This window comes from Micromonospora sp. WMMD1076 (genome assembly GCF_029581475.1).
In the GTDB taxonomy this organism is placed as follows: Bacteria; Actinomycetota; Actinomycetes; order Mycobacteriales; family Micromonosporaceae; genus Micromonospora; species Micromonospora aurantiaca.
Genome location: NZ_CP120862.1, coordinates 2,197,853 through 2,222,761, shown reverse-complemented (window position 1 = coordinate 2,222,761; position 24,909 = coordinate 2,197,853). Strand labels below are relative to the sequence as shown.

Sequence of the window (24,909 nt, the reverse complement as noted above, 5' to 3'; positions counted from 1 at the left end):
CACAGTATGAGCGGTGTCGGCGTTCTCGACAAGGCGGTGGTCATCCTGGCCGCCTGTGTCGACGGCGCCAGCCTGGCCGAACTCGTTGAACGCACCAAGCTGCCCCGGGCCACCGCGCACCGGCTGGCACAGGCGCTGGAGATCCACCGGATGCTCGTCCGGGACACCCAGGGGCGCTGGCGCCCGGGTCCACGCCTGGGCGAGCTGGCCAACGCGGCCCCGGACGTGCTCCTGACCGCCGCCGAGCCGCTGCTCGCCGCGCTACGGGACGCCACCGGCGAAAGCGCCCAGCTCTACCTGCGCCGCGCCGACGAGCGGATCTGTGTGGCCGCCGCCGAGCGCGTCAGCGGCCTGCGGGACACCGTCCCGGTCGGCTCGGTGCTGCCGATGACCGCCGGCTCGGCGGCGCAGATCCTGCTCGCCTGGGAGCCACCGGAGGCGGTCATGCCGCTGCTCCCCCGCTCCAAGTTCACCGGTCGCACGCTGGCCGAGGTGCGGCGGCGCGGCTGGGCGCAGAGCGTCGCCGAGCGGGAGGCGGGTGTGGCGAGCGTCTCGGCCCCGATCCGGGACCGCACCGGGCGGGTGATCGCCGCGATCAGCATCTCCGGCCCGATCGAGCGCCTCGGCCGCCGCCCCGGCGAACGCCACGCCATGGCCGTCGTCCGAGCCGGCCAACGCCTCTCCGGCCTCTGACCCCTCCCCCTCCCCCTCCCACCCCACGCCCTTGTCGGGTTGATCATGAAGTTGGCGGCATTTTCGATCTCCCTGACTGCCGCCAACTTCGTGATCAACGCGGCGGGGGTGGGGGCCCGGGGCGGGAGGGGGCGGGGGTGGGAATGGGGAACGGCCCGCCTCGCTTGGCGAGACGGGCCGTTCGTGGATGTAGCCCCGACCGGATTCGAACCGGCGCTACCGCCTTGAGAGGGCGGCGTCCTGGGCCGCTAGACGACGGGGCCAGGCACTTTTCCTGCTTCACCACCCTGCCGGGCGGCGTGGCAGTAGTCTAGCGGCATCCCGCGCGGCACCACCGCCGGGGGTCGCCCCCTGCGCACGTGGGCAGGACAGCAGAAAGCCCGCCCCGGAAACGGGACGGGCTGTCGGTGCTGTAGCCCCGACCGGATTCGAACCGGCGCTACCGCCTTGAGAGGGCGGCGTCCTGGGCCGCTAGACGACGGGGCCAGAACCTTCATTGCACTCCGCCAGCGTGAGCTGCCGGAATCCAGCGTCCGAGGGTTCTCGCGAACCCTCGGTTGCGCTGGGGTACCAGGACTCGAACCTAGACTAACTGAACCAGAATCAGTCGGGCTGCCAATTACCCCATACCCCATTGGCCCCTTGCGGCGCCGGGAATGAACTTTACCCTCCCGCTGCCGACAGGCCAAATCCAACCCCTCGAAACCCACCTGACCAGCGGAAACGAGGCATCGGAACGGATCAGGCGACGGGGACCACCGGGTTGCTCAGCTCCCCGATCCCCTGGATCCGCACGGTGACCGTATCCCCCTCGGTGAGCGGACTAACCCCCGCCGGCGTGCCGGTCAGCACCACGTCGCCGGGCAGCAGCGTCATCACGTGCGAGATGTACGACACCAGTCCCGGTACGTCGAACACCATGTCCTTGGTCCGGCCGAGCTGGCGTACCTCCATCTCCTCCGGGTTGCGGCCCACCTCACACCGGATCTCCAGGTCGCTGACGTCGAGCCCGGTGGTGATCCACGGCCCGATCGGGCAGAACGAGTCGAAGCCCTTGGCGCGGGTCCACTGCCCGTCGGAGCGCTGGAGGTCCCGCGCGGTGACGTCGTTGGCGCAGGTGTAGCCGAAGATGGCCCGTTCGGCGGCGGCCCGGTCGGCGCGGCGGGCGCCGGGGGCGCCGATCACCACGGCGAGTTCCGCCTCGTGCTCGACCTGCTTGGAGAAGATCGGCAGCCGGATGGCGTCGCGCGGGCCGATCACCGAGGTGGACGGCTTGAGGAACAGCAGCGGCTCCTTCGGCACCTCGCTGCCGTGCTCGGCGGCGTGTTCGGCGTAGTTACGGCCGACACAGACCACCTTGCTGGGCAGGATCGGCGACAGCAGCCGGACGTCGGAGAGCGCCCAGCGGGCGCCGGAGAACTGGATCTGCCCGAACGGGTGGCCCTCGATCTCGGCGATGGTCAGGCCCTGCGGCCCGGCCTCCGGCTCGCCCTCGACGACCCCGAACGACATTCCCTTGGCATGAGCGAAACGAGCGATACGCACCCGGCCAATCTATCCCCGCCCGCGGGCCGCCCGGCGGACACCGGCAGGCGGCACGCCCCGGCCGCCGCGCACCACACCCTCACCGGGGGCCGGCGGCCCCGACCGGCAGGAGCGGGAAAGAGTACGCGCGATCGCGCCGGACGGGGCGGGAATGGCGGCTTCGTACCCGCCCGGCGGGCCGCGGCCCATAGCTTCGGGTCCGGAGGTTCGTTGGTATGCCTGCATCGAGACGACACCACAGGGCCCTGGCAGTGTTCGTGAACTGCCTCGGCGTCATCGCCGCCGTACCGGCGCTGTCCCCGGCGACGCCCCGCGCGGCCGCCGCCCCCGCCCATCCGGCCCCGCCACCGGCGGTCATCCCCGGTGCCGCGGCCACCCCGATCCCGACCGGCGTGCCGGCGGTGCCACCGGCGGTGCCGACCACCGGCCCGGCACCGGTCCGCCCGTCGATGCCCCCGGTCAGCGTGGCGGTGGGCGCGGCGGGCACCCCGGCACCGGGCTACCGGATCGAGGTCCGCAACGCCGGCACCGCACCCGTCGACACGATGGTCCGGCAGGAGTTGCCGAACGGGTCGCGGGCCACAGCGGTGACCGGCGGTGGGCGGACCAGCCGTCCCGCCGGGATGAGCGCCGGTGAGGTGACCTGGCGGCTGCGGCTGCCGGCGAAGAGCACCACCACCCTGCACACCGCGCTGTCGGTCCCCGGTCCGGGCCGCTCGGTGACGGCCCCCACCTGCGTCTACGGCTCGGACGGCACGCGCCCGTTCGACTGTGCCACGGCGACCTGGGTGGGCGCCGCGACGGCCCCGGCGGCGCAGGTCACCGCAGCCCCGGCCTGGCGGCGGCCGCCGGTGCTGCTCGCCGCGTTCACCGCGCTGCTGGTGGTCACCGCCGGTGTGGTGTGGTGGGCGGTGTGGCGCCGCCGCCGGCGCACCGCGGCGGGAAGCGCCGCACCGGGCAGCATGGCCCGCGGCGGAACGGGCGCCCCCGGAGGCGGCGCGACGCCCACCGGTACGCCGGGAGGCGGCGCGATGCACACCGGCACCCCCGGAAGCGGTGTGCCCGGCGGAGGCATGCCGGGCGGAGCCGGACCGGGCCACGGCACGCCGGGCCAAGGCGGGCCGGGCCAAAGCGGGCCGGGCAAGGGCACGACCGGTGGGCCGCCCGAGCGCGGCACGGTCTATCCGCGTACGGCAGTGCCGTCGCCCGCGAGCCGCCGTCGCAGGCCGCCGGTCTGGCTCGTGGTCGGCGTGGCGGCGGCCGTGCTGGCCGGTGTGGTGGGCGCGGCGGCCTGGTCGGCCACGCAGCGGGTGGCCGCGATGGACACCACCAAGCAGCCGACGAGCGGCGCGTGGGTGGGCAGCAGCGTCACCGGCGCGCTGGGCCAGCCGCTGCGCGAGACCGCGTTCGAGTTCACCGTCTACCGGCTGAGCTGCGCCGCCGACGTGCTGCCACCGGCGCCGGGCGGCGGCCGGCCGTGCCTGGCCACGGTCGGGGTGCGCAACCTCACGTCCGAGGACCAGACCTGGCACGGGCAGTTGCAGCGGGCGTACCTGCCCAGCGGTAACTGGGTGGCAGCCGACGAGGACGCGACCCGGGTGGCGAACCTGGGCCGGGACGTCTTCTCCCAGCCGGTGGCCGCCGGGCGGCGGGTGCTGCTGCCGCTGGTGTTCACCATGCGCGGCGACGAGCCGCCGAAGCGGCTGGAGCTGCGCAGCGGCGTCTTCTCGGCGGGCGTGCGGGTGGACGTGGCGTGATCCGGGCACGGGCGGCGGTCGTACCCTGGGGTGTGTGACCGCCGCCCTCGCCCCCGCGCTCGACCTGGCCGACTGGCAGGCGCGCCGGCACGCGCACGAGGCGCGGGTGGACGCCTGGCTGACGCCGCACCTGGAACGCCGCCGCACCGGGGTGAAGCACCCGGTGGAGGACTTCCTGTTCACCTACTACTCGCACCGCCCGGCGCAGTTGCGCCGCTGGCACCCGGGCGCGGGCGTGGTGCTGCGCGACGCCGACCCGGGCGATCTCGGCCCGGACTACACGGCGGGCGCCGCCGGGCTCACCCTCGACACCGATCGGGTACGCGAGCGGCGCGCCGAGTCGATCACCTGGATCCGTACGCTGCTCGCGGCGACCGCCGGACGCCCGGCGCAGTTCGGCTGTTTCGGCATGCACGAGTGGGCGATGGTCTACCGGCAGACCCAGGAGCAGGTACGGCACAACGCCTGGCCGCTGCGGCTGAGCCCGGCGGCGACGGCGGCTGTGGTCGAGGGGCGCGGCGTGCGGTGCAGCCACTTCGACGCGTTCCGGTTCTTCACCGCGCCGGCCCGGCCGCTGAACGTGCTCCAGCCGACCCGGGAGGGCCAGCACGCGCTGGAGCAGCCGGGCTGCCTGCACGCCAACATGGATCTCTACAAGTGGGCGTACAAGCTGTCGCCGCTGGTGCCGTCGGAGCTGGTGGCGGACTGCTTCGCGCTGGCCCGGGAGATCCGGGCGCTGGACATGCGGGCCAGCCCGTACGACCTGGCCGACCTGGGCTACCCGCCGGTGCGGGTGGAGACGCCGGAGGGCCGGGCCGAGTACGCCGCGGCGCAGCGCGGTTTCGCCGAGCGGGCCGCCGCGTTGCGGGTCCGGCTGCTGGCCGCGCTGGACCGGGCCGCGCCGGCCGGCCACCGCTGAGCGCGGGGCCGGCCGGCGCGGGGGTCAGTTGGCGGCGCAGGTCAGTGCCGGCGCCGGGCTCGGGACGGCACCGTCGGCCAGGAAACCGAACGTGGTCTGGGCGGCCGGGGCCAGAGCGCCGTTCCAGCTCGCGTTCCGGGCGGTCACAGTGGTTCCGCTCTGCGTCACGTCGGCGCTCCACGCCTGGCTGATCCGCTGGCCCGCGGTGAGCGGGAAGCGCACTGTCCAGCCGGCGATCGGCGCGGCGCCGTCGTTGCGGACGGTCACCTCCCCCTGGAAGCCGCCCGGCCACTGACCGGCGACCCGCCAGGTGGCGGTGCAGCCGCCGGGCGCCGACGTCGGGCCGGTCGTGGGCGACGGGCTGGTCGTGGGTGAAGGGCTGGTCGTCGGTGAAGGGCTGGTCGTCGGTGACGGGCTGGCGGTGGGCGACGAGGTGGGGCCGCCGGTCGGGGACGCGGTCGGGCCCGGCGTGGTCCGGTCCAGCGCGGCGACCAGCGCCGGATACCACCTGTCGGACATCTTCTGGTCGCCTGCGGCGTTCAGGTGCACGCCGTCGTAGGTGTCGGTGGCGGTGCTGAACCCGGTCCACTGGTCGACCACCACGATCGGCGACGCGGCTGTCGTCTTCCCGGCCGCCCAACCGTCGATCAGCGAGTTGAGGGCCACCGTCCGCCGGCCGCACTCGGGGCAGCTCGCCGGGTTCATCGGGATGATCTTCGCGACCAGCACGGTCGTGGCCGGGTTGGCGGCCCGCATCTGGTCCACCAGCTTCGAGTACGCGGCCAGGATGGTGGCGGGCGCGATGTTGCTCCACACGTCGTTGGTGCCGAAGTGCATGAGCACGACGTCCGGGCGGGTGGCGGACAGCCAGCCGGGCAGCAGGTTCTGGTTCGCCACGTTCGTCGCGAGGTAGCCGCCGTGCCCCTCGTTGTCGCCGTCGTACGGCACACCGCAGCCCTGCGGCCCGAGCGTGCCGACGAAGTCGACGTCGGTGTGGCCGGTGGACTGGAGGCGGTTCCAGAGCACTGCCCGCCAGCAGCCGGGCGACCCGGTGATGGAGTCGCCCAGCGGCATGACGCGGACCGGGGCGGCCGCCGCGGCGGCCGGGGGTGTGGTGGCGGTGAGGGCGAGGCCGAGGGCGAGGACCGGTAGCAGCGCGGCGAGCACGGTCAGCGCGACGCGCAGGGGGTTACGGGACATGCGGAAGGGACTCCTGTCACTGTGACGTGGTGGTCGGTGACGGCCCTTGAAGCTCCCGTACGAATTGGAGCGCTTCGACGCCTCCGGTTCAACCCTCCGGGTGCCCCCGGTGCCGGTCCCACTCCGGGGCGAGGATCGACATGACGGTGGCGTCCACCCAGTCGTCGCCGTCGCGCAGCACCTGCCGCAGCGTCCCCTCGGCGACGAAGCCCACCTTCTCGTAGGCGCGCCGACGCAGGTGCCGCTCGCCCGGTCCACCACCGCGAGGTCGAGCCGGTCGTCCTGGCTGTTGCGGGTGCGCAGCACCACCCGCTCGCCGGTGAGCGTGGGCTTGACGGAGAAGTCGATCACGTGGCGGAATTCTCCGGGCGGCGCGCTCGGCGGCTCAACAGGCTCTCGGTCAGTCGCCGTCCACCCGGCGGTCGCGTTTGCGCTGCGACTGACGCTTCTTCTCGGCCAGGCGACGCTCCTTGCCGCCACGGGAGGGGCGGGTCGGCCGGCGCGTCTTCGGCGGCGGGGCGACGGCCTCCCGCAGCAGCGCGGCCATCCGCTCGCGGGCCGCCTCCCGGTTGGCCAGCTGGGCGCGGTGCTCGCTGGCGGTGACCGTCAGCACGCCACCGACCAGGCGGCCGGCGAGCCGGGCCAGCGCCCGTTCCCGCAGCGTCTCCGGCACGCTCGGCGAGCCGCCCAGGTCGAAGCTCAGCTCCACCCGGGAGTCGGTGGTGTTGACTCCCTGCCCGCCCGGCCCGGACGAGCGGGAGAACCGTTCCCGCAGCTCGGCGGCGGGCACCGTGAGCCGGTCGGTGACCCGCAGTCCGTCGTCCACTCCCCGAGGCTAGCGCCCGGCGCGGTGACTCGGGGTGGGGGTGGCCCTCGGCGTGGGACCGGCCCGTTCCTCGCCGCCGCCGGACGCCGCGTACGCGGCCGCGCCGACGAGCAGCAGGGCGATCACCGCGAGCTTGACGGCCACGCCCCGGATCGAGAGCCAGGCGTTGCGCCGGGCACCGGGGACGCTGGTCCGGATCGTCTGGTAGTCGGTCCAGCCACGTTTCGCACGCGCGTAGGACGCGCCGACACCGGCGCCGATGATCAGGCCCACCACGAGGAGGGCCGCAATGACAGCTTGCTCCACCTCCGCCAGTATTCATACTCAGCGTAATATTTCTATGCCCCAATGATCCCACGCCGGGTATCCGACACTTCGCACCGATCTTGTGGCGCTTGTGCAGGTGAGCGCCGCGCGGGCGGCGGGGCGACAACCGCGCGGGCGCCCAGGCCGGGCCCGCGCGGGTGGCCGCGCAGACGACTCAGCCGCCCCGGCCGATGATGGTGTCCGCGGTCTGCTGGACCTGGTCGATCGGGATGGCGAAGCCGATGCCGATCGAGCCGTTGCCGTCGATGGTGGCGATCGCGGTGTTCACGCCGACCACCTCACCGCGTGCGTTCACCAGCGGACCACCGGAGTTGCCCGGGTTGATGGAGGCGTCGGTCTGCACCGCTGTGTGCCGGCCGTTGCCGATGCGTACCTGCCGGTTGAGCGCGCTGACGATGCCGGCGGTGACCGTCCCGGCGAGCCCGAGCGGCGACCCGACCGCGAGCACCGGCTCCCCCACTCTCGTCGAGTTCGCCTTGGCCAGCGGCAACGGCGGCAGCCCGGCCGACGCGGGCACCTTCAGCACGGCCAGGTCGCTGGCCGGTTCCCGGCCCACCACCTCGGCCGGGAAGCGCCGCCCGTCCGACGTCTCCACGGTCACCGTGCCGGAACCGCCCCGGGCCAGGATGTGGTCGTTGGTGACGATGTGCTGCTCGTTGTCGATGGCGAACCCGGAGCCGGACGCGGACGCGCCGGAGCGGCCCCCGACCATCACCGACACCACCCCGGGCACCGTCTTGCCGGCGGCAGTGATCAGCTCCGCCGGCACCGGCGCGGCGGACGCCGCCGTCGGTCCCGGCGCGCCCCGGTCGGCCGCCCAGGTGCCGGCCGCCGCGCCGGAGACGGTGGAGAGTGCCACCACCGCCGCCACGCTCAGCAGCCGGTGCCGCAGGCTGCGCCGCCCGGCCTCCGGTCCGCCCCCGGGTACGTCCCGGTGGCCGCGCCCGTCCGGGTCCAGCTCCGGCGAGACGAACCACGGTCCGCGTGGCTCGCCGAGTCCGGTCTGCACTGCCATGCCTGGCTCCTCACATGTCGTGCGGTAGTGGTGTGCGGGTCAGGGCAGCCGGGAGAACCACCGCAGCGAGCCGGCCGCGGCGCCCATCGCCAGGACCAGCCCGAGGCCGATGAAGCGGGCCGAGATGTCCTGCCGCTCGGTGCGGTAGCCGACCGAGGTGCCGATGTCCTCGTAGACGTCCTTCAGCTCGGCGGTGGTGGACGCCTCGTGGAAGCCGCCGCCGGTCTGCTCGGCGACCGCGCGCAGCGTCTGGCCGTCCACCGGCACCTGGATCGCCCGGCCACCCCTGTCGACCGAGCCGCCGGGCGTGCCGAAGGAGATGGTGTGCACCGGCACCTTCGCGGCGACCGCCTGGTCGGCGGCCTCCATCGGGTCCATGCCGGAGGTGTTGGCGCCGTCGGAGAGGATGATGATCCGGGCCGGCGGCGGATCCTTGGCGGCGGTGGCGTCCAGGCTCTTGACCGCGCCGAGCGAGGTGCTGATCGCCTCGCCGATGGCGGTGCCCTGCACGCCTGTGATGCCCTCGGCCAGCCGCCCGATCCCGTCGTGCAGCGCCTCCCGGTCGGTGCTCGGCGGCACCAGCACGGCCGCACTGCCGGCGAACGCGACGAGGCCGACGTTGAACTCGTCCGGCAGCCCGTCGACGAACCGCCGGCCCGCCTCCTTGGCCGCTGTCAGCCGGTCCGGGTCCACGTCACCGGCGAGCATCGAGGTGGAGACGTCCACCGCCACCATCACTGTGGCCCGCTCCCGGGGCACCCGTACCTCCGCCTCGGGCCGGGCGAACCCGACCACGAGCAACGCCAGCATGGCGAGGAACAGGCCCGCCGGGACGTGCCGCCGCCAGGCCGGCCGGCGCGGGGCGACGCGGTCGAGCAGGCGCAGGTTCGTGAAGCGCACCGCGTACCGGCTCTGCCGCCGTTGCAGCACCAGATAGCCGGCGACCAGCGCGACGACGGCGAGCAGCAGCCAGAGGCGGGCGGGTGACTGCCAGGTCATGCGACACCTCCGCGGGCCGCCGCCGGCACTGTGGCCAGCCGGCGCTGCTCGTGCACGTACCGGACGACGTCCGCGCACCAGTCCCGGTCGGTGCGCAGCGCCAGGTGGGTCGCGCCGGCCCGGCGCAGCGTGCGGCGTACATGGTCGCGCTGCTCGGCGGCGGCGCGCGCGTACCGCTCGCGCAGGCCCGGGTCACCGGTCCACACCTCGCGGTGCCGGCCGCTCTCCGGGTCGACGAGCGTGACCAGGCCGACGTCCGGCAGTTCCAGCTCGCGCGGGTCGGTCACCTCGACCGCGAGCACCTGGTGCCGTACCGCGAGGCGGCGCAGCGCGGCGGCCCACGGCGGCGGCGCGGCGTCCGGGTCCTCGGGCAGCTCGTCGAGGAAGTCGGAGACGATCACCACGAGCCCGCGCCGGGTGGCGACGCGCTGGAGACCGTCCAGCCCGTCGGCCAGGCCGGGCGCCGCCTCGGTCCGGCCCGCGCCGGCCGCGCCCGCGCCGCCGGAGTCGGAAAGGTCGCCGGTACGCGGGGCGCCGAGCAGCGCGCGGAGCAGCCCGAGCAGATGGGTACGCCCGCTGCGGGCCGGGAACCGGCGCAACCCGCCCGGGGTGAGCACCTGGGCGCCGAGCCGGTTGCCGACTCCGGCGGTGAGGAAGCCGACGGCCGCCACGGCGGCGACCGCCAGTTCCCGTTTGTCCAGCGTGGACGTGCCGTACTCCATGCTGGGGCTGGCGTCGACGAGCAGCCAGGTGGTCAGCTCCCGGTCCGCGTCGACCTCCCGGACGTGCGGGACGGTGGTCCTCGCGGTGACCGCCCAGTCCATCCGGCGTACCTCGTCCTCGCCGGGGCGGTACTCGCGGCTGCCGGCCGCCTCGCTGCCCGGTCCGGGGAGCAGGCCGCGGTACCGGCCGTGCAGCAGGCCGTCGAGCCGCCGGGTCACGGTCAGCTCCAGCCGGCGCAGCCGCTGGTCCGGGGCCAGATCGGCGAGCCCGGGTCCGGCTGCGCCGGTCATGCCGCCGCCAGGTCGTTCACCGTCTCCGTGGGCCCGTTCACCAGCCGGGGTGGCGGCACCGCCTCGATCACGCGGCGCACCACGTCCTCGCCGGAGATCCCGTCGGCGATCGCGTCGAAGGAGAGCACGAGCCGGTGCGCCAGCACGTCCACCGCGAGTTCCCGGATGTCCTCGGGGAGCACGTAGTCCCGGCCGTGGATGAGCGCCTGGGCACGGGCCGCGGCCACCAGGCCGAGCGTGGCCCGGGGGCTGGCCCCGTACGCCAGCAGGGGCGCGACGTCGGGCAGGCCGAAGCGCTCCGGGTCGCGGGTGGCGAGGATGAGGCGGACCACGTACTCGGCGAGCGCGTGGTGGACGAACACGTCGGTGGCGCGGCGCTGGAGTTCGCGCAGCCGGACCGGGTCGAGCACGGTACGCGCGGTGGGGCGGTCGGTGCTCATCCGGTAGAGGATGGCCAGCTCGTCGGCGTCGCTCGGGTAGTCGACCACGACCTTCATGAGGAAGCGGTCGCGTTGCGCCTCCGGGAGCTGGTAGACGCCCTCGGACTCGATCGGGTTCTGGGTGGCCAGGACCAGGAACGGGTCCGGCACCGGCCAGCTCCGGCCGGCGATGGAGACCTGCCGCTCGGCCATCGCCTCGAGCAGCGCCGACTGCACCTTGGCCGGGGCCCGGTTGATCTCGTCGGCGAGGACCAGGTTCGCCATGATCGGCCCCAGCTCCACGTCGAACTGTTCGGTCGAGGCGCGGTAGATGCGCGTGCCGACGATGTCGGAGGGGACCAGGTCGGGGGTGAACTGGATCCGGGAGAACGTGCCACCGACCACTGTGGCGAGCGTCTGCGCCGCCAGCGTCTTGGCCACCCCCGGTACGCCCTCCAGCAGGCAGTGCCCGTCGGCGATCAGGGCGGTGAGCAGGCGGTCGACGAGCCGATCCTGCCCGACGATCACGCGTTTGACCTCGACGAGGGTCTGTTCCAGCTCGACGCCGCTCGCGTCGGCGTCGACCGGGCTGAGCACGCTGGCCGGGGTGTCCGAGATGTCCGTCACGGTGCTTGCTTCCCGTGCCGGACCGGCGACAAACGTCGGATTATCGGCCCCTGGGCGGTGGCCGGCGGGCCGGACCGGCAGTATCTCCCCAGCCGGGCGGGAACGGCACGAAGCGGCGCGGCACCGGCCGGACCGGTACGGAACACGACACCGGCCCCCGCCGGAGCGGGGGCCGGTGCGGTGCCGGACGGGTCAGTTGGCGACGACCAGGTGGAACGGCCGGTCCGAGGCGCTGCCGGAGGAGCTGCGCGTCTGCACGAAGACGGCGTTCGGGGTCAGCGTGCGGGGTGCCACCGACACCTCACCGGCCGGCGGCACGTTCGCCGTGTCGTTCGTGCCGATGGTCGCCACGTACGCCTTGGCGGACACGTTGTAGTCCAGCAGCACCTGGTACTGCCCGGGGGACACCCCGACGCCCGGGGCGAACCGGAACGAGGACACCACGTTGCCGGAGTGCTGCAGCAGCGTGCCGTTGGCCGCCACGACGGCCCAGGCGACCTGGCCGGCCGCCGGTGGGGCCAGTGTCGCCCGCATGGCGGTGCGGGCGGCCTGCCGCTCGGCGGCGGTCACCGGTGGCTGGGCCGTGGAGTGCCGAGCACCGGGCTGCGGCTTCGCCTCCGACTGGGCGGCGGCGGCGATCCCGCCACCGGCCAGGCTGAGCGACAGCGCGGCAAGCGCCACCACCGTCGCCTTTCGCTTCAAGAATGTGGCCATGAGTTCTCCCTTGGTAGACCGTGGTGATACGGCGACTGCGCGCGGCAAATTGCGGATCATCGGGTATCCGCCGGGAGCGCACCGCTCGTGAGCTGGCCTTACTACAGAGAGTCGCGACGTCTCAACCAGGTGGAACCTAGCACCGGAAAATGCGGGCGGTCAATAGCAATATTGCGTGTCCGACCGATCCGCAAAGATGCCCGGAAATTGCGAGAAACAATTCACGAGATTGTTTCGGAGGGCATCGCGCCCACTTTGATCCGGGTAGCCTGACCGTCATGATCACCCTGCCGCGACTGCCCCGGGGCGGCCACCCGCGTACCGTCGCGTGCTGGCTCGCCGTCGCGCCGGTCGCCGCGTGGGCGCTGGTACGCCTGACCGGGCTGGAACGCGGCCCGCTGGTGCAGGCGGTCGCGTTCACGCCGTACGCCGCCGCCGTGGCCCCGGTCGTGGCGGTGGCCGCGCTCGCCCTGCGGCGCCGTGCACCGGCGGTGGTCGCGGCGCTGGCCGCGCTGGCGCTGATCGGCGCGGTGGCGCCCCGCACGGTCCCCGGCGACCGGCCCGCCGCCGGCGGGCCGACGCTGCGGCTGCTCACCGCCAACCTGCGCCTCGGCTCGGCCGACCCGGCGGCGCTCGTGGACCTGGTCCGGACTCGGCGGGTGGACGTGCTCACGGTGCAGGAACTCACCCCGCCGCTGGCTGCCGAGCTGGACCGGCTCGGCCTGGCCGCGCTGCTGCCGCACCGGTCGCTGACCCCCGAGGTCGGCTCGACCGGCTCCGGCGTGTACGCCCGGCACCCCCTGCGCGACACCGGTCACCGGCGCAACAAGGGCTTCTTCTTCACCCAGGCGTACGCCACCGTGACGGTGCCGGGGGCGCCACCGCTGCGGGTGGAGTCGGCGCACCCGGCCGCGCCGTACGCCCCGCACGTGGTGCCGGACTGGTGGACCGACCAGCGCGCCCAGCCGCCGGCCACCCCGGACGGCGGGCTGAGCGTGCTGGCCGGCGACTTCAACGCCACGCTCGACCACGCCGCGTTGCGAAATCTGATCGCCACCGGCTACACCGACGCGGCGGACGCGGCCGGAGCCGGGTTCGGCGGCACCTGGGGTCCCTACGACGGCGACCCGATCCCGCCGGTCACCATCGACCACGTACTGGTGGACCGGCGCGTAGCGGTGCACGCCGCCCGCACCTACCCGGTGCCGGGCAGCGACCACCGTGCGCTGCTGGCCGAACTGCGCCTGCCCGCCGGGTGAGTCAGGCCGCGCTCCCGTCCGGCACCCGGGCCCGGTCCAGGCCGTAGGTGAGCGCGTCCACCAGGGCGTGCCAGCTCGCCTCGACCACGTTCGGATGCACGCCCACCGTGGTCCAGTCGCGCCCGGCGCCGGCCGTCTCCACGAGCACGCGCGTGACAGCGCCGGTGCCGTGGCTGCCCTCCAGGATGCGCACCTTGTAGTCGGCCAGCTCGAAGTCGCGCAGCTCCGGATAGTGCCGGGCCAGGCCCACACGCAGCGCCTCGTCCAGCGCGTTGACCGGGCCGTTGCCCTCGGCGGCGGCGATCACCCGCTCGCCGCGTACCCGGATCTTCACCGTCGCCTCGGAGACGACGGCGCCGTCCTCGCGGTGCTCGACGATCACCCGGTACGACTCCAGCGCGAACGGCCGGGCCGGCGCGGCATCCGGCAGCTCGGAGCGGACCAGCAGCTCGAACGAGGCGTCGGCGGCCTCGAACGACCAGCCGCCGGCCTCCAGTTCCTTCACCCGCCCGGTGACCCGGGACAGGGTGTCCGGATGGCCGGCCAGGTCCAGACCGAGCTCGCGGCTCTTGAGCTCGATGCTGGCCCGGCCGGCCATCTCGGTCACCAGGATCCGCATGTCGTTGCCCACCACGGCGGGTTCGACGTGGTTGTAGAGCAACGGGTCGACCTTGATCGCGCTCGCGTGCAGCCCCGCCTTGTGAGCGAAGGCGGCGGCCCCGACGTATGCCTGGTGGGTGTCGGGGGCGATGTTGGCGATCTCGGCGATGGCGTGCGAGACCCGCACCATCTGTTCCAGGCAGCCCTCCGGTAGGACGGGCATGCCCAGCTTGAGCTGGAGGTTGGCGACGATCGCGAAGATGTCGGCGTTGCCGGGGCGCTCGCCGTACCCGTTGGCGGTGCCCTGCACGTGCCGGACGCCCGCCTCGACCGCGGCGATCGTGTTGGCGACCGCGCAGGCGGTGTCGTTCTGCGCGTGCATGCCGAGCCGCTCCGGCGCGATCCCGGTCCGCGCCACCAGTCCCTCGATCACGGCGGTGACCTGGGAGGGCAGCATGCCGCCGTTGGTGTCGCAGAGCACGAACCGCTCGGCGCCGGCGGCCAGCGCGGTCTCCGCCACGGCGGAGGTGTGGCCCGGGTCGAACCGGAATCCGTCGTAGCAGTGCTCCCCGTCGACGAAGACGCGCCGCCCCTGCGCCACGAGGTACGACACGGTGTCGCGGATCATGGCGAGGTTCTCCTCGGCGGTGGTGCGCAGCGCGCGCTCCACGTGCCGCAGGTCCGCCTTGGCGACCAGGGCCACGGCCGGAGTCCGGGCGTCGAGCAGGCCGCGCACCTGCGGGTCGTCCTCGACCGCGAGGCCGGCCTTGCGGGTGGCGCCGAAGGCGACCAGGATCGCGTGCCGCAGCTCCAGTTCGGTACGGGCGCGGCGGAAGAACTCGGTGTCCTTCGGCACCGCGCCCGGCCAGCCGCCCTCGATGAAGCCGACTCCGAGGTCGTCCAGCAGGCGGGCCACCGCCAGCTTGTCGACAACCGAGTACGTGAGCCCTTCGCGCTGCGCGCCGTCGCGCAGCGTCGTGTCGTACACCTGGAACGTCATCGGAGTCCTCTTCTCGTGCCCTGGGGAGCAAACAAAAAGACCCCCCGCGGATGCGGGAGGTCTGCGCGCTCGGCGGGGGAAGGGCCGGCGCGCTAGCTGCTAATGATCAGGACGAAGCTGGTCACGACCCGTACTCTGCCACCCCGGCCCCGGTTTTGGGAGGCGAAACCCATATTCCGGGACGATCGCGCGTGCGGTGACCGTCTTCACACCTGGCCACCGCCCGTCCCGAGCGCAAACGGGGCTACGGAAGAATCTTGAACTGATCCAGTTACTGGCCCGGCCGCCCCGCCCGGCCACGCTCAAGGAGGACCCGTGCTCACTGTCGGTGACCACTTCCCCGAGTACGAACTCACCGCCTGCGTGTCGCTCGACGCCGACAAGGCGTTCGAGACGATCAACCACAAGTCCCACGAGGGTCAGTGGCGCGTCGTGTTCTTCTGGCCCAAGGACTTCACCTTCGTCTGCCCCACCGAGATCGCCGAGTTCGGTCGCCTCAACGGCGAGTTCGCCGACCGCGACGCCCAGGTGCTCGGCGTCTCCGTCGACAACGAGTTCGTCCACTACGCCTGGCGCAAGGACCACCCGGACCTGCGCGAGCTGCCCTTCCCGATGCTCAGCGACATCAAGCGTGAGCTGACCTCCGCCTGCGGCGTGCTCGGCGCCGACGGTGTCGCGCAGCGGGCCACCTTCGTCGTGGACCCGAACAACGAGATCCAGTTCGTCATGGTGACCGCCGGTTCGGTCGGCCGCAACGTCTCCGAGGTGCTGCGGGTGCTCGACGCCCTCCAGACCGACGAGCTGTGCCCGTGCAACTGGAACTCCGGTGGCGCGACGCTCGACGCCAACGCGCTCCTCGCCGGCGCCGGGGCCTGACCATGGGCCTGGACGCGATCAAGGCGGGCCTGCCCGACTACGCCAAGGACATCCGGCTCAACCTCGGCTCCACCATCACGACCTCGACGCTGAAGCCGGAGCAGGCGTGGGGCACCGCCCTGGCCTGCGCGGTGGCGGCCCGCAACCCGGTGGTGCTGCGGGAGATCGCCGCCGAGGCGGCCGGTCACCTCAAACCCGAGGCGGTCGAGGCGGCCAAGGGCGCGGCGGCGGTCATGGCGATGAACAACGTCTACTACCGGGCCAAGCACCTGATCGGCGACGAGCAGTACGCGTCGCTGCCGGCCCGGCTGCGGATGCAGATCATCGCCCGCCCCGGCGTGGAGAAGACCGACTTCGAGCTGTGGTGCCTCGCCGTCTCGGCGATCACCGGCTGCGGCGTCTGCCTGGAGTCGCACGAGAAGACGCTGCGCGCGGCCGGGTTCAGCCGTGAGCAGGTGCACGAGGGGCTGCGGATCGCCGCCGTCGTACACGCCGCCGCGGTGACCCTGGACGCGGAGGCCGCACTGGCCTGATCCACCGGCCCGCACGTGCCCGACCGGCACCGGGCGGGCCGACGACCCGAGGGGCCGCCGTCACCACCGTGGCGCCGGCCCCTCGGCGTCGGCGGGTCGGCCGTCGGCGGGTTGGTGCCCGGACAGGGTGGGTAACCCTCCCGACTGACGACGGCGCCGCGACGGCCGCGGCCCTGGGGACGGGAGGCGGCACATGGACGGACTGGATCCGCGCGCCACGCACGGCGGCACCGAGCCGATCCTGGACGACGGCCGGGGCACGGTCGCCGGGGGCGCTCCGGCGGGCGCCTTCGACCCGTGGCGCTACCGGGACGAGGCGGGTGTGGCGAGCGCCGACCTGACCGGCTACAAGGTCGAGGCCACCGACGGCGCCATCGGCAAGATCGACCGGGCGAGCCACGAGGTGGACGACAGCTACCTGGTCGTGGACACCGGGCCGTGGATCTTCGGCAAGAAGGTGATGCTCCCGGCCGGGACCGTGAACCACGTCGACCACGACGCCCGCACCGTGCACGTCGACCGGGAGAAGGACCAGATCAAGGCCGCCCCGGAGTACGACGGGTCCAGTCACGCCGACCCGGGCTACCGGGACCGGCTGGGCGGCTACTACGGCGAGAAACACTCGGCGCTGCCGCCGGACGTACCGCCGCGCGCCTGACACCTCGGCGACGGCCGGCGGGGACGTGTGAACACCCCGCCGGCCGTTACCGTGTCAGCTGTGGACACCCCGGAGAGCCCCTTTCCCGCCCTGTTCAACTTCCGCGACGTCGGCGGACACGCCGCTCGTGACGGGCGCACCGTCCGCCACGGCCGGCTCTACCGCTCCGACTCGCTGCACCGCATCGACGACACCGACCGGAGCGCGTTCACGGCGCTCGGCATCCGCACCGTCATCGACCTGCGCCGGCCGTCCGAGGTGGAACGTGACGGGCGGGTGCCCGACTACGACGGGCTGACCTACCGGCACATCCACCCCGAGCACGCCGACTGGGGCGCCAACCGGTTCGACTCCTCCGGTGTCAGCCTGGCCCGCTACCTGGCCGACCGGTACGCCGACCTGGCGCGTACCGGAACCGCCGGGCTCGCCGAGGCGGTCGGGCTGATCGCGGACAGCGCCAACGCCCCGGTGGTGGTGCACTGCGTCGCCGGCAAGGACCGCACCGGCATCGTCTGCGCGCTCACGCTGGCAGTGCTCGGGGTGCCCGACGGGGACGTGGTAGCCGACTACGCGCTCAGCACCGCCGCGTCGCAGCGCTTCGCCGAGTGGGTCCGCGCCACGCTGCCGGACGCGGAGGAACCGCCGCCGCCGTTCCTGGAGTCACCGGCCGAGGCGATGGAGCTGTTCCTCGCCGAACTGCGCACCGGCTACGGGTCCGTCGAGGGCTACCTGACCCACGCCGGCGTCACCGAGGCGCAGTTGGAGTCCCTCCGCACCCACCTCCTGGACTGACAACCCGCCTCGCGGTGATCGAGGAGCTAACCCCTCGATCACCGCGAAGCGCCGTCAGAGGACCCGGGTGACCCAGCCGTGCGGGTCGGCGGCGCGCCCGCGCTGGATGTCGACGAGCTTCTGCCGCAGCGCCATGGTGGCCTGACCCGGCTCGCCGCCGCCGACGAGGAACTCGCCGTCGGGGAAGCGCACGCCGCCGATCGGGGTGATCACGGCGGCGGTGCCGCAGGCGAAGACCTCGCGCAGCCGCCCGCTCGCCGCGTCGGCCCGCCAGTCGTCGAAGGCGACCGGCGCCTCCCGCACCTCGTGCCCGGCCTCGGCGGCCAGCCTGAGGATCGCGTCCCGGGTGATGCCCGGCAGGATCGTGCCGCCCAGCGGCGGGGTGACGATGCTGCCGTCGTCGTAGACGAAGAAGACGTTCATGCCGCCCAGCTCGTCGACGTACCACCGCTGCACCGCGTCCAGGAACACCACCTGGTCGCAGCCCGCCTCGATCGCCTCCGCCTGGGCCGCCAGCGAGGCGGCGTAGTTGCCGCCGCACTTGGCCGCGCCGGTGCCGCCGGGCGCGGCCCGGGTGTAGTCCGGCGAGACCCACACCGTCACCGGCCTCACGCCACCGGCGAAGTACGCACCGGCCGGCGAGGCGATCACGCAGTAGAGGTATTCGTTGGCCGGGCGCACACCGAGGAAGACCTCGCTGGCGAACATGAACGGACGCAGGTAGAGGCTGGCGTCCTCGTGCTCGGGAATCCACGCCCGGTCGATCTCGACCAGCCGGCGCAGCGACTCCACGAACGTCTCCTCCGGCAGCTCCGGCATGGCCAGCCGGCGGGCCGACCCGTTGAACCGGGCCGCGTTCGCCTCCGGGCGGAACATGGTCACCGCGTCACCGGTGCGGTACGCCTTCAGCCCCTCGAAGATCTCCTGCGCGTAGTGCAGCACCGCCGCGGCCGGGTCCATCGGGATCGGCGCCCGCGCCTCCAGGCGGGCGTCGTACCAGCCCTTGCCCTCGGCGTAGCGGATGGTCACCATGTGATCGGTGAAGACCCGGCCGAAGCCCGGGTTCGCCAGCAGGGCGGCCCGGTCGGCGGCGGTTACCGGCGCGGGATTCGGACGGATCTCGAAATCGAGCTTGTCACCACCGCTCATCGCGCTGACCTCCCTGCGGGTTCACGGCATGCGAGATCGCACGCCGACGTCACTGGTGCCAGAAACTTACCCCGAACGGTCGTTCAGCGGATAGCTCCGCCCCGGCGGATGCGACGCGCCGGACGCTCGGGTGGGGCCCGGTGACGGGTCTGGCGCCCGGTACCGGGCCGCCAGGAGGGTCGGCCCGGTCAGGCTACGGCGTAGGCGGCGAGCCGGTCGCCGACCTCCTCGGTGCGCAGCGGCGCGCCCGGCGTACGCCCGGCCAGTTCGGTGCCGACCGCGGCGGTGACCCGGGCGGCGGCGTCGGCGTGGCCGAGCTGGTCCAGCAGCAGCGCGGCGGACAGCACCGCGGCGACCGGGTCGGCGAGGCCCTGGCCGGCGATGTCCGGTGCCGAACCGTGCACCGGCTCGAACATCGACGGGTAGCGCCCCTCAGGGTTGATGCAGCCGCTGGCCGCCAGCCCGATGCCACCGGTCACGGCGGCCGCGATGTCGGTGAGGATGTCGCCGAACAGGTTGTCGGTGACCACCACGTCGTACCGGGACGGGTTGGTCACCAGGAACATCGCGGCGGCGTCGATGTGCTGGTACTCGGTGGTCATGTCCGGGTGCTCGGCGGCCACCGCGTCGAAGGCGCGCGCCCAGAGCGACCCGGCGTGGGTGAGCACGTTGGTCTTGTGCACGAGCGTGACCTTGCGCCGCTCCCGGCGACCGGCGCGGGCGAACGCGTCGCGGATCACCCGCTCGACGCCGTGCCTGGTGTTCAGGCTCTCCTCGGTGGCCACCTCGGCCGGGGTGTCCCGGTGCAGCGCGCCGCCGGCGCCCGCGTACAGCCCCTCGGTGCCCTCGCGGACCACCACGAGGTCGACCTCGCCGGGCTTGACCGCCGCCAGCGGACCGGCGACGCCGGGCCAGAGCCGGGACGGGCGCAGGTTGACGTACTGGTCGAAGGCGAACCGGAGCTTCAGCAGCAGACCGCGCTCCAGCACACCCGGCGGCACGGTCGGGTCGCCCACCGCGCCCAGCAGGATGGCGTCGTGACCGGCCAGTTCGTCGAGGACGGAGTCGGGCAGCACCTCGCCGGTGCGGTGATAGCGCGCCGCGCCCAGGTCGTACTCGGTGGCCTCGACACCGGGCACCACCGCGTCGAGGACCTTGCGGGCCTGCGCGACCACCTCGGGTCCGATGCCGTCGCCGGCCACCACCGCGATGTGTGCCACCTGAGGCTCCTCGTCTCGTCGTTAGGCGCAACCGTACGTCGCCGTCCCGCCCCCCGGTACGAATCTTCCATCATCCGGGATGGCGAATCACAGGAGGCTCCCAGCCGGCACTCATGCTGCGGTCATCTCCACTGCTTAGGGTCGAGTTCACGGGCCGACGGGGGCCCGGAATCCGGCACCGCCGCGACGCAGCGGCGACCACCGAGGGGGCGGGTGTCATGCGGATCGAGCACCGGCGGGTCCGCTGGGCGGACGAACAGCCACGTACCCGCTGGGTCGACCAGTCCGCGTTCCGCCCGGCCCGCCCGGACCTGCACCTGGGCGCCACGAACCACCGCGTCGAGCGGTCCGGCGCCGCGGCGTCCGGCCGGATCAGCGTCCGCCACACCGTCACCACCTCGACCGCCGACTACACCATGCTGCTCAACGCGCCGGAGTGGTTCGGCCACCGGGCGGTCAGCGAGGCGCTGCGCGACGCCGTCGCCGAGCTGCGCGCCGTCGACCTCACCTACGGCCCGAACCGGCCGGACAGCCTCGTCTCCCGCCTGCGCCGCGACGAGATCAGCCCCGACTCGTACCCCCCGCTGGCCGACCTGATCGACCTCTGCGCCGCGATGCGGGCGGCCACCGACGGCTGGTTCGACGCCTGGGCCGTGCCCGGCGGCTTCGACCCGGGCGGCCTGCTCGGCGGCTGGGCGGTGGAGCGGGCCGCGGCGCGGTTGCGCGCCGCCGGCATCCACGACTACGCCGTGCTCAGCGGCGCCGACCTGACGGTACGCGGGCACGCGGCGCACGGCGGGCCGTGGCGCGTCGCGGTGCACCACCCCACCGACACCCGCCGGACACCTGTCGTGCTGGAGATGACGACAGGCGCGGTCGGCACGTCCGGCGTCACCGGCCGACGGGGACACGTCATCGACCCGCACACCGGCGAGCCGACCGAGCGGCTGGTGGCCGCCACCGTGCTCGGCCCGAACCTCGCAGTCGCCGACGCCTACGCCACCGCCCTGTACGCCGCCGGACCGGCCGGGCTCGCCTGGTTCCGCCACGACGCGGACTACCGCCCCCTGCTCGCACACCACCGGCGCTGAGCCGGCCGCTGAGCGCGATCGGCCCCCACGGTCTCGGCAACGACCGTGAGGGCCGGTCAGCGACGAGTGCGCGTGGCTCGCGCAATCGAGGGGTGCGGGCCGAGGGGCCGGGCGCCCGACCGCGCCACCCGAAGACGGGCCGGGGATCGACTCAGCGGAAACCGCATCGGTACGCTAGCGAATCGACGCAACTCGACGCAAGAGTCTCCACAGCGGACGCCGGTGAACGATGTCGGCAATCAGCGGTGAACGCACGGTGGGGCAGAGGTGACGGGCCGGGCCCGGGATGGCACGCTGTCCGCCGTGAGTTTCGATCTGAGCGTGTGGGCCCTGCCGAACGGGGCGACACCGGAGCAGGTGCGGGCGGCCGTGCAGCAGTGCCGCGAGGGCCGCCACGGCGAGCAGCACCCCGACCCGCGACTCGTCGCCTTCTACCGGGCGATCACGGCGAGCTATCCGGACCGCCCGGCCCGGCCGGGCACGCCGTGGGAGGTGGCACCGCTGCACACGGCCGCCGACCACATCGAGATGAACCTGCATCCGACCTGCCCGGACCAGGTCCTGCTGGACATCGAGCGGCTGGCCGGCGAGCACGACCTGATGCTCTTCGACGCGCAGGACGGCTCGGTCTACCCGCCACCGGCCCGCGTCCGTTCCTGACCCACCGGGACGACGAAGGGCCCGGCCGCATTCGGCCGGGCCCCGATGTGTCCTGTTCGGACTACACGTCGCGCAGGTCGGCCGCGCTGGCCGCGACCGCGCCGATCGAGTCGGCGGCGGACGTGAGCAGGTCGGCGCCGAGCGCCTGGTCGACGGTGAGCGTCATCAGCGTCTCGCCACCGGCCTCGCGGCGGGCCACCTGCATGGCGGCGATGTTGACGCCGGCCTCGCCGAGCAGCGTGCCGACGGTGCCGACCACGCCGGGCCGGTCCGCGTAGCGCAGGAAGACCAGGATGCCCTCCGCGCCGATCTCCACGTCGAAACCGTCCACCTCGGTCAGCTTGAACACGTCGCGGGTGCCGGTGTGTGCCACAGTGCCGGAGACACGGACGGTGCGCCCGTCCGGCAGCGCCCCGCGCACTGTCACCAGGTTCGGGTGGTCGACGGTCTCGCCCGGCGTGGCGAGCGTGACCTCGACGCCCCGCTCGGCGGCCAGGTGCGGCGCGTTGACGTAGGTGACCTGCTCCTCCACCACGGAGCTGAACAGCCCCTTGGTCGCGGCGAGCTTGAGCACCGACACGTCGTGGGCGGCGATCTCGCCGCGCACCTCGACGGTGACGCTGGCGGCCACCCCGCCGGCCAGGGCGGTGAACGCCCGGCCCAGCCGCTCGGCCAGCGGCAGCAGCGGGCGGACGTCCTCGGCGACCACGCCACCGGCCTGCACGTTCACCGCGTCCGGGACGAACTCGCCCTGGAGCGCGAGCTTGACGCTCTTGGCCACCGCGAGACCGGCCTTGTCCTGCGCCTCGTTGGTGGAGGCGCCCAGGTGCGGGGTGGCCACCACGTTGTCGAAGGCGAACAGCGGCGAGGAGGTGCACGGCTCCTTGGCGTACACGTCGACACCGGCGCCGGCCACCCGGCCCTCCGCGATCGCGTCGGCGAGCGCCTGCTCGTCGACCAGGCCACCGCGGGCGGCGTTGACGATCCGGACGCCCGGCTTGACGATCGCCAGCTCCTTCTCGCCGATCAGGCCCACCGTCTCCGGCGTCTTGGGCAGGTGGATCGAGATGAAGTCGCTCTCCCGCAGCAGCTCCTCCAGCCCGACCAGGCGGACGCCGAGCTGCGCCGCGCGGGCCGGCTGGATGTACGGGTCGTACGCGATCAGCCGGGTGCCGAACGCGGCGATGCGAGACGCGAAGAGCACGCCGATGCGGCCGAGGCCGACCACGCCCACGGTCTTGCCCTGGATCTCGACGCCGGTGTACTTGGAACGCTTCCACTCCCCCGCCTTGAGCGCGGCGCTGGCGCTGGCGGTGTTGCGGGCGACCGCGAGCAGCAGCGCGACGGCCTGCTCGGCGGCGGAGACGATGTTCGAGGTGGGCGCGTTGACGACCATGACGCCCCGGGCGGTGGCGGCCGGCACCTCGACGTTGTCCAGGCCGACGCCGGCCCGGGCGACCACCTTCAGTCGCGGCGCGGCGGCGATCGCCTCGGCGTCGATCTGGGTGGCGCTGCGTACGATCACCGCGTCGGCCTCGAAGAGGGCGGAGAGCAGAGCGGGGCGGTCGGTGCCGTCCACGTGGCGCACGTCGAAGTCGTGCGCGAGCACCTCGATGGCGGCGGGGGCGAGTTCTTCGGCGATCAGTACGACAGGATTCATCGGTCCTCGTAGACGCTCGGTAATGGTTCGGCCTGGGGCGCCCGGGCGCCGCGCTGCGCCCTGCGCCGATCCGTGCCACGGCCGTCGGGTGCGCTCGGGCACCACACCAAGGATGGTAGGTGGCCGCCCGCCCGGCGTGTCCCGGACTGCGGGGTGAGGGCCCTCACACAGGCCCGTCGCACGCCTGTCATCCCCCGTTCACCGGGGACGGTGCGCGACGAGGCGTTGCCCACCGTGTCCCAGCACGTGAACGAACGGCGGCCCGCGGCCGGACGCCGGGGAGAGCGTCGGACCGCGGGCCGCACGGGGGAAAAGCTCAGGCGGTCTCGGTGATCGGCCGGTCGACCCAGCTCATCATGGCGCGTAGCTTCTGCCCGGTCTCCTCGATCGGGTGCGCCGCGCCCTCGGCCCGCCACTTGGCGAAGTTCGGCCGGCCGGCCTCGTCCTCGGCCACCCACTCGCGGGCGAACTCGCCGGACTGGATCTCGCCGAGGATCTTGCGCATCTCGTCCTTGACCCGCGAGTCGATCACGCGCGGGCCACGGGACAGGTCGCCGTACTCGGCGGTGTCGGAGATGCTGTAACGCATCCGGGCGATGCCGCCCTCGTACATCAGGTCGACGATCAGCTTCAGCTCGTGCAGGCACTCGAAGTAGGCCACCTCGGGCGCGTAGCCGGCCTCGGTGAGCACCTCGAAACCGGTCTGCACCAGGGCCGCCGCGCCACCGCACAGCACCGCCTGCTCGCCGAACAGGTCGGTCTCGGTCTCCTCGGTGAACGTGGTCCGGATCGCGCCGGCTCGGGTGCCGCCGATCGCCTTGGCGTACGCCAGGGCCAGGCCGAACGCGTTGCCGCTGGGGTCCTGCTCGACCGCGACCAGGCAGGGCACGCCCTTGCCGTCGACGTACTGGCGGCGGACCAGGTGACCGGGGCCCTTCGGGGCGACCATCGCCACGTCCACGTCGGCCGGGGGCTTGATCAGGCCGTACCGGATGTTGAAGCCGTGCCCGAAGAACAACGCCTTGCCCGCGGCCAGGTTCGGCGCGATGGCCTCGGCGTAGAGGCCACGCTGGGCGGTGTCCGGCGCCAGGATCATGATCACGTCGGCCTCGGCCGCCGCCTCGGCCGGCGTGAGCACCCGCAGGCCCTGCTCCTCGGCCTTCGGCCGGCTCTTCGACCCGGCGGGCAGGCCGATCACCACGTCGACGCCGGAGTCGCGCAGCGACAGCGCGTGCGCGTGGCCCTGGCTGCCGTACCCGATCACGGCGACCTTGCGGCCCTGGATCAGGCCCAGGTCGGCGTCGTCGTCGTAGAACACCTCAACGCTCATTGACTTCCCTTTCGTACGGCGGTGCCC

Annotated in this window: 25 protein-coding genes and 3 tRNA genes; 10 read left to right on the top strand and 18 right to left on the bottom strand. The window is 73.5% G+C overall.

Annotation, left to right across the window (positions count from 1 at the left end):
• The first annotated feature begins 6 nt into the window (after window positions 1–6).
• Window positions 7–693 (top strand): IclR family transcriptional regulator, encoded by a 687-nt coding sequence (locus O7622_RS10890; RefSeq protein WP_282313241.1) that lies wholly within the window; start codon window positions 7–9, stop codon window positions 691–693.
• A 190-nt stretch (window positions 694–883) separates the two neighbouring features.
• On the opposite strand, the gene O7622_RS10885 is transcribed toward O7622_RS10890, so the two are convergent.
• From O7622_RS10885 to O7622_RS10870, 4 genes are all read right to left on the bottom strand, one after another.
• Window positions 884–956, bottom strand: a tRNA-Glu gene (locus tag O7622_RS10885).
• 150 nt (window positions 957–1,106) lie between these two features.
• Window positions 1,107–1,179, bottom strand: a tRNA-Glu gene (locus tag O7622_RS10880).
• 76 nt (window positions 1,180–1,255) lie between these two features.
• Window positions 1,256–1,327, bottom strand: a tRNA-Gln gene (locus O7622_RS10875).
• A gap of 107 nt (window positions 1,328–1,434) precedes the next feature.
• Window positions 1,435–2,238, bottom strand: a complete 804-nt coding sequence (locus O7622_RS10870; RefSeq protein WP_013284528.1) for a fumarylacetoacetate hydrolase family protein — start codon at window positions 2,236–2,238, stop codon at window positions 1,435–1,437.
• Between the two features lie 215 nt (window positions 2,239–2,453).
• Here O7622_RS10870 and O7622_RS10865 point away from each other — a divergent pair, with 215 nt between their 5' ends.
• Window positions 2,454–3,995: a hypothetical protein gene (locus O7622_RS10865; protein ID WP_282313240.1), complete on the top strand. Its 1,542-nt coding sequence runs from the start codon at window positions 2,454–2,456 to the stop codon at window positions 3,993–3,995.
• A 34-nt stretch (window positions 3,996–4,029) separates the two neighbouring features.
• Window positions 4,030–4,914 carry a 3-methyladenine DNA glycosylase gene (locus O7622_RS10860; protein WP_282313238.1) on the top strand — a complete coding sequence of 295 codons (885 nt, stop codon included), beginning with the start codon at window positions 4,030–4,032 and terminating at the stop codon, window positions 4,912–4,914.
• A gap of 24 nt (window positions 4,915–4,938) precedes the next feature.
• Here the strand turns inward: O7622_RS10860 and O7622_RS10855 are convergent, their stop codons facing one another.
• From O7622_RS10855 to O7622_RS10815, 9 genes are all read right to left on the bottom strand, one after another.
• Entirely contained in the window at window positions 4,939–6,114 is a 1,176-nt protein-coding gene (locus O7622_RS10855; protein WP_282313236.1) for a cellulose binding domain-containing protein, read from the bottom strand.
• A gap of 88 nt (window positions 6,115–6,202) precedes the next feature.
• Window positions 6,203–6,328 (bottom strand): hypothetical protein, encoded by a 126-nt coding sequence (locus O7622_RS10850; protein WP_282313235.1) that lies wholly within the window; start codon window positions 6,326–6,328, stop codon window positions 6,203–6,205.
• Between the two features lie 186 nt (window positions 6,329–6,514).
• Window positions 6,515–6,940 carry an alternative ribosome rescue aminoacyl-tRNA hydrolase ArfB gene (arfB, locus tag O7622_RS10845; protein ID WP_282313234.1) on the bottom strand — a complete coding sequence of 142 codons (426 nt, stop codon included), beginning with the start codon at window positions 6,938–6,940 and terminating at the stop codon, window positions 6,515–6,517.
• A 9-nt stretch (window positions 6,941–6,949) separates the two neighbouring features.
• Window positions 6,950–7,246, bottom strand: coding sequence for a hypothetical protein (locus tag O7622_RS10840; RefSeq protein ID WP_282313233.1), 297 nt, complete (start codon window positions 7,244–7,246; stop codon window positions 6,950–6,952).
• Window positions 7,247–7,421: 175 nt separating this feature from the next.
• Entirely contained in the window at window positions 7,422–8,282 is an 861-nt protein-coding gene (locus O7622_RS10835; protein ID WP_282313232.1) for a trypsin-like peptidase domain-containing protein, read from the bottom strand.
• A gap of 39 nt (window positions 8,283–8,321) precedes the next feature.
• Window positions 8,322–9,281 carry a VWA domain-containing protein gene (locus tag O7622_RS10830; protein ID WP_013284520.1) on the bottom strand — a complete coding sequence of 320 codons (960 nt, stop codon included), beginning with the start codon at window positions 9,279–9,281 and terminating at the stop codon, window positions 8,322–8,324.
• Window positions 9,278–10,294: a DUF58 domain-containing protein gene (locus tag O7622_RS10825; RefSeq protein WP_282313231.1), complete on the bottom strand. Its 1,017-nt coding sequence runs from the start codon at window positions 10,292–10,294 to the stop codon at window positions 9,278–9,280. Before O7622_RS10825 ends, O7622_RS10830 begins: the two co-directional genes overlap by 4 nt.
• A complete protein-coding gene (locus O7622_RS10820) occupies window positions 10,291–11,340 on the bottom strand; it encodes a MoxR family ATPase (protein ID WP_013284518.1) in 1,050 nt (349 codons plus the stop codon). The genes O7622_RS10825 and O7622_RS10820 overlap by 4 nt, the downstream gene beginning before the upstream one ends.
• A gap of 192 nt (window positions 11,341–11,532) precedes the next feature.
• A complete protein-coding gene (locus tag O7622_RS10815; RefSeq protein ID WP_282313230.1) occupies window positions 11,533–12,054 on the bottom strand; it encodes a hypothetical protein in 522 nt (173 codons plus the stop codon).
• Between the two features lie 278 nt (window positions 12,055–12,332).
• Here O7622_RS10815 and O7622_RS10810 point away from each other — a divergent pair, with 278 nt between their 5' ends.
• The gene (locus O7622_RS10810) at window positions 12,333–13,313 is read left to right on the top strand and encodes an endonuclease/exonuclease/phosphatase family protein (protein WP_282313229.1); all 981 of its coding nucleotides are present in this window, start codon (window positions 12,333–12,335) and stop codon (window positions 13,311–13,313) included.
• A gap of 1 nt (window position 13,314) precedes the next feature.
• Here the strand turns inward: O7622_RS10810 and cimA are convergent, their stop codons facing one another.
• Window positions 13,315–14,913: a citramalate synthase gene (gene cimA, locus O7622_RS10805; protein ID WP_282313228.1), complete on the bottom strand. Its 1,599-nt coding sequence runs from the start codon at window positions 14,911–14,913 to the stop codon at window positions 13,315–13,317.
• Between the two features lie 315 nt (window positions 14,914–15,228).
• On the opposite strand from cimA, the gene O7622_RS10800 reads away from it, so the two are divergent.
• From O7622_RS10800 to O7622_RS10785, 4 genes are all read left to right on the top strand, one after another.
• Window positions 15,229–15,789: a peroxiredoxin gene (locus O7622_RS10800; protein ID WP_282313227.1), complete on the top strand. Its 561-nt coding sequence runs from the start codon at window positions 15,229–15,231 to the stop codon at window positions 15,787–15,789.
• 2 nt (window positions 15,790–15,791) lie between these two features.
• Entirely contained in the window at window positions 15,792–16,322 is a 531-nt protein-coding gene (locus tag O7622_RS10795) for a carboxymuconolactone decarboxylase family protein (RefSeq protein WP_282313226.1), read from the top strand.
• A 193-nt stretch (window positions 16,323–16,515) separates the two neighbouring features.
• On the top strand, window positions 16,516–16,980 hold the full coding sequence (locus tag O7622_RS10790; RefSeq protein WP_282313225.1) for a PRC-barrel domain containing protein: 465 nt from the start codon (window positions 16,516–16,518) through the stop codon (window positions 16,978–16,980).
• Window positions 16,981–17,031: 51 nt separating this feature from the next.
• Window positions 17,032–17,772, top strand: coding sequence for a tyrosine-protein phosphatase (locus O7622_RS10785; protein WP_282313224.1), 741 nt, complete (start codon window positions 17,032–17,034; stop codon window positions 17,770–17,772).
• Window positions 17,773–17,826: 54 nt separating this feature from the next.
• Here O7622_RS10785 and O7622_RS10780 read toward each other — a convergent pair whose 3' ends face one another.
• Window positions 17,827–18,921, bottom strand: coding sequence for a branched-chain amino acid aminotransferase (locus tag O7622_RS10780; protein WP_282313223.1), 1,095 nt, complete (start codon window positions 18,919–18,921; stop codon window positions 17,827–17,829).
• A gap of 188 nt (window positions 18,922–19,109) precedes the next feature.
• Entirely contained in the window at window positions 19,110–20,141 is a 1,032-nt protein-coding gene (locus O7622_RS10775; protein WP_282313222.1) for a 3-isopropylmalate dehydrogenase, read from the bottom strand.
• Between the two features lie 218 nt (window positions 20,142–20,359).
• Between O7622_RS10775 and O7622_RS10770 the strand changes: the two genes are divergently transcribed.
• Together O7622_RS10770 and O7622_RS10765 are read left to right on the top strand one after the other, a co-directional pair.
• Window positions 20,360–21,232: an FAD:protein FMN transferase gene (locus tag O7622_RS10770; protein ID WP_282313221.1), complete on the top strand. Its 873-nt coding sequence runs from the start codon at window positions 20,360–20,362 to the stop codon at window positions 21,230–21,232.
• A gap of 303 nt (window positions 21,233–21,535) precedes the next feature.
• Entirely contained in the window at window positions 21,536–21,892 is a 357-nt protein-coding gene (locus O7622_RS10765) for a hypothetical protein (RefSeq protein ID WP_282313220.1), read from the top strand.
• Between the two features lie 61 nt (window positions 21,893–21,953).
• Here the strand turns inward: O7622_RS10765 and serA are convergent, their stop codons facing one another.
• On the bottom strand, window positions 21,954–23,552 hold the full coding sequence (serA, locus tag O7622_RS10760; RefSeq protein WP_282313219.1) for a phosphoglycerate dehydrogenase: 1,599 nt from the start codon (window positions 23,550–23,552) through the stop codon (window positions 21,954–21,956).
• Between the two features lie 316 nt (window positions 23,553–23,868).
• Window positions 23,869–24,882 (bottom strand): ketol-acid reductoisomerase, encoded by a 1,014-nt coding sequence (gene ilvC, locus O7622_RS10755; RefSeq protein WP_013284505.1) that lies wholly within the window; start codon window positions 24,880–24,882, stop codon window positions 23,869–23,871.
• Window positions 24,883–24,909 lie beyond the last annotated feature (27 nt).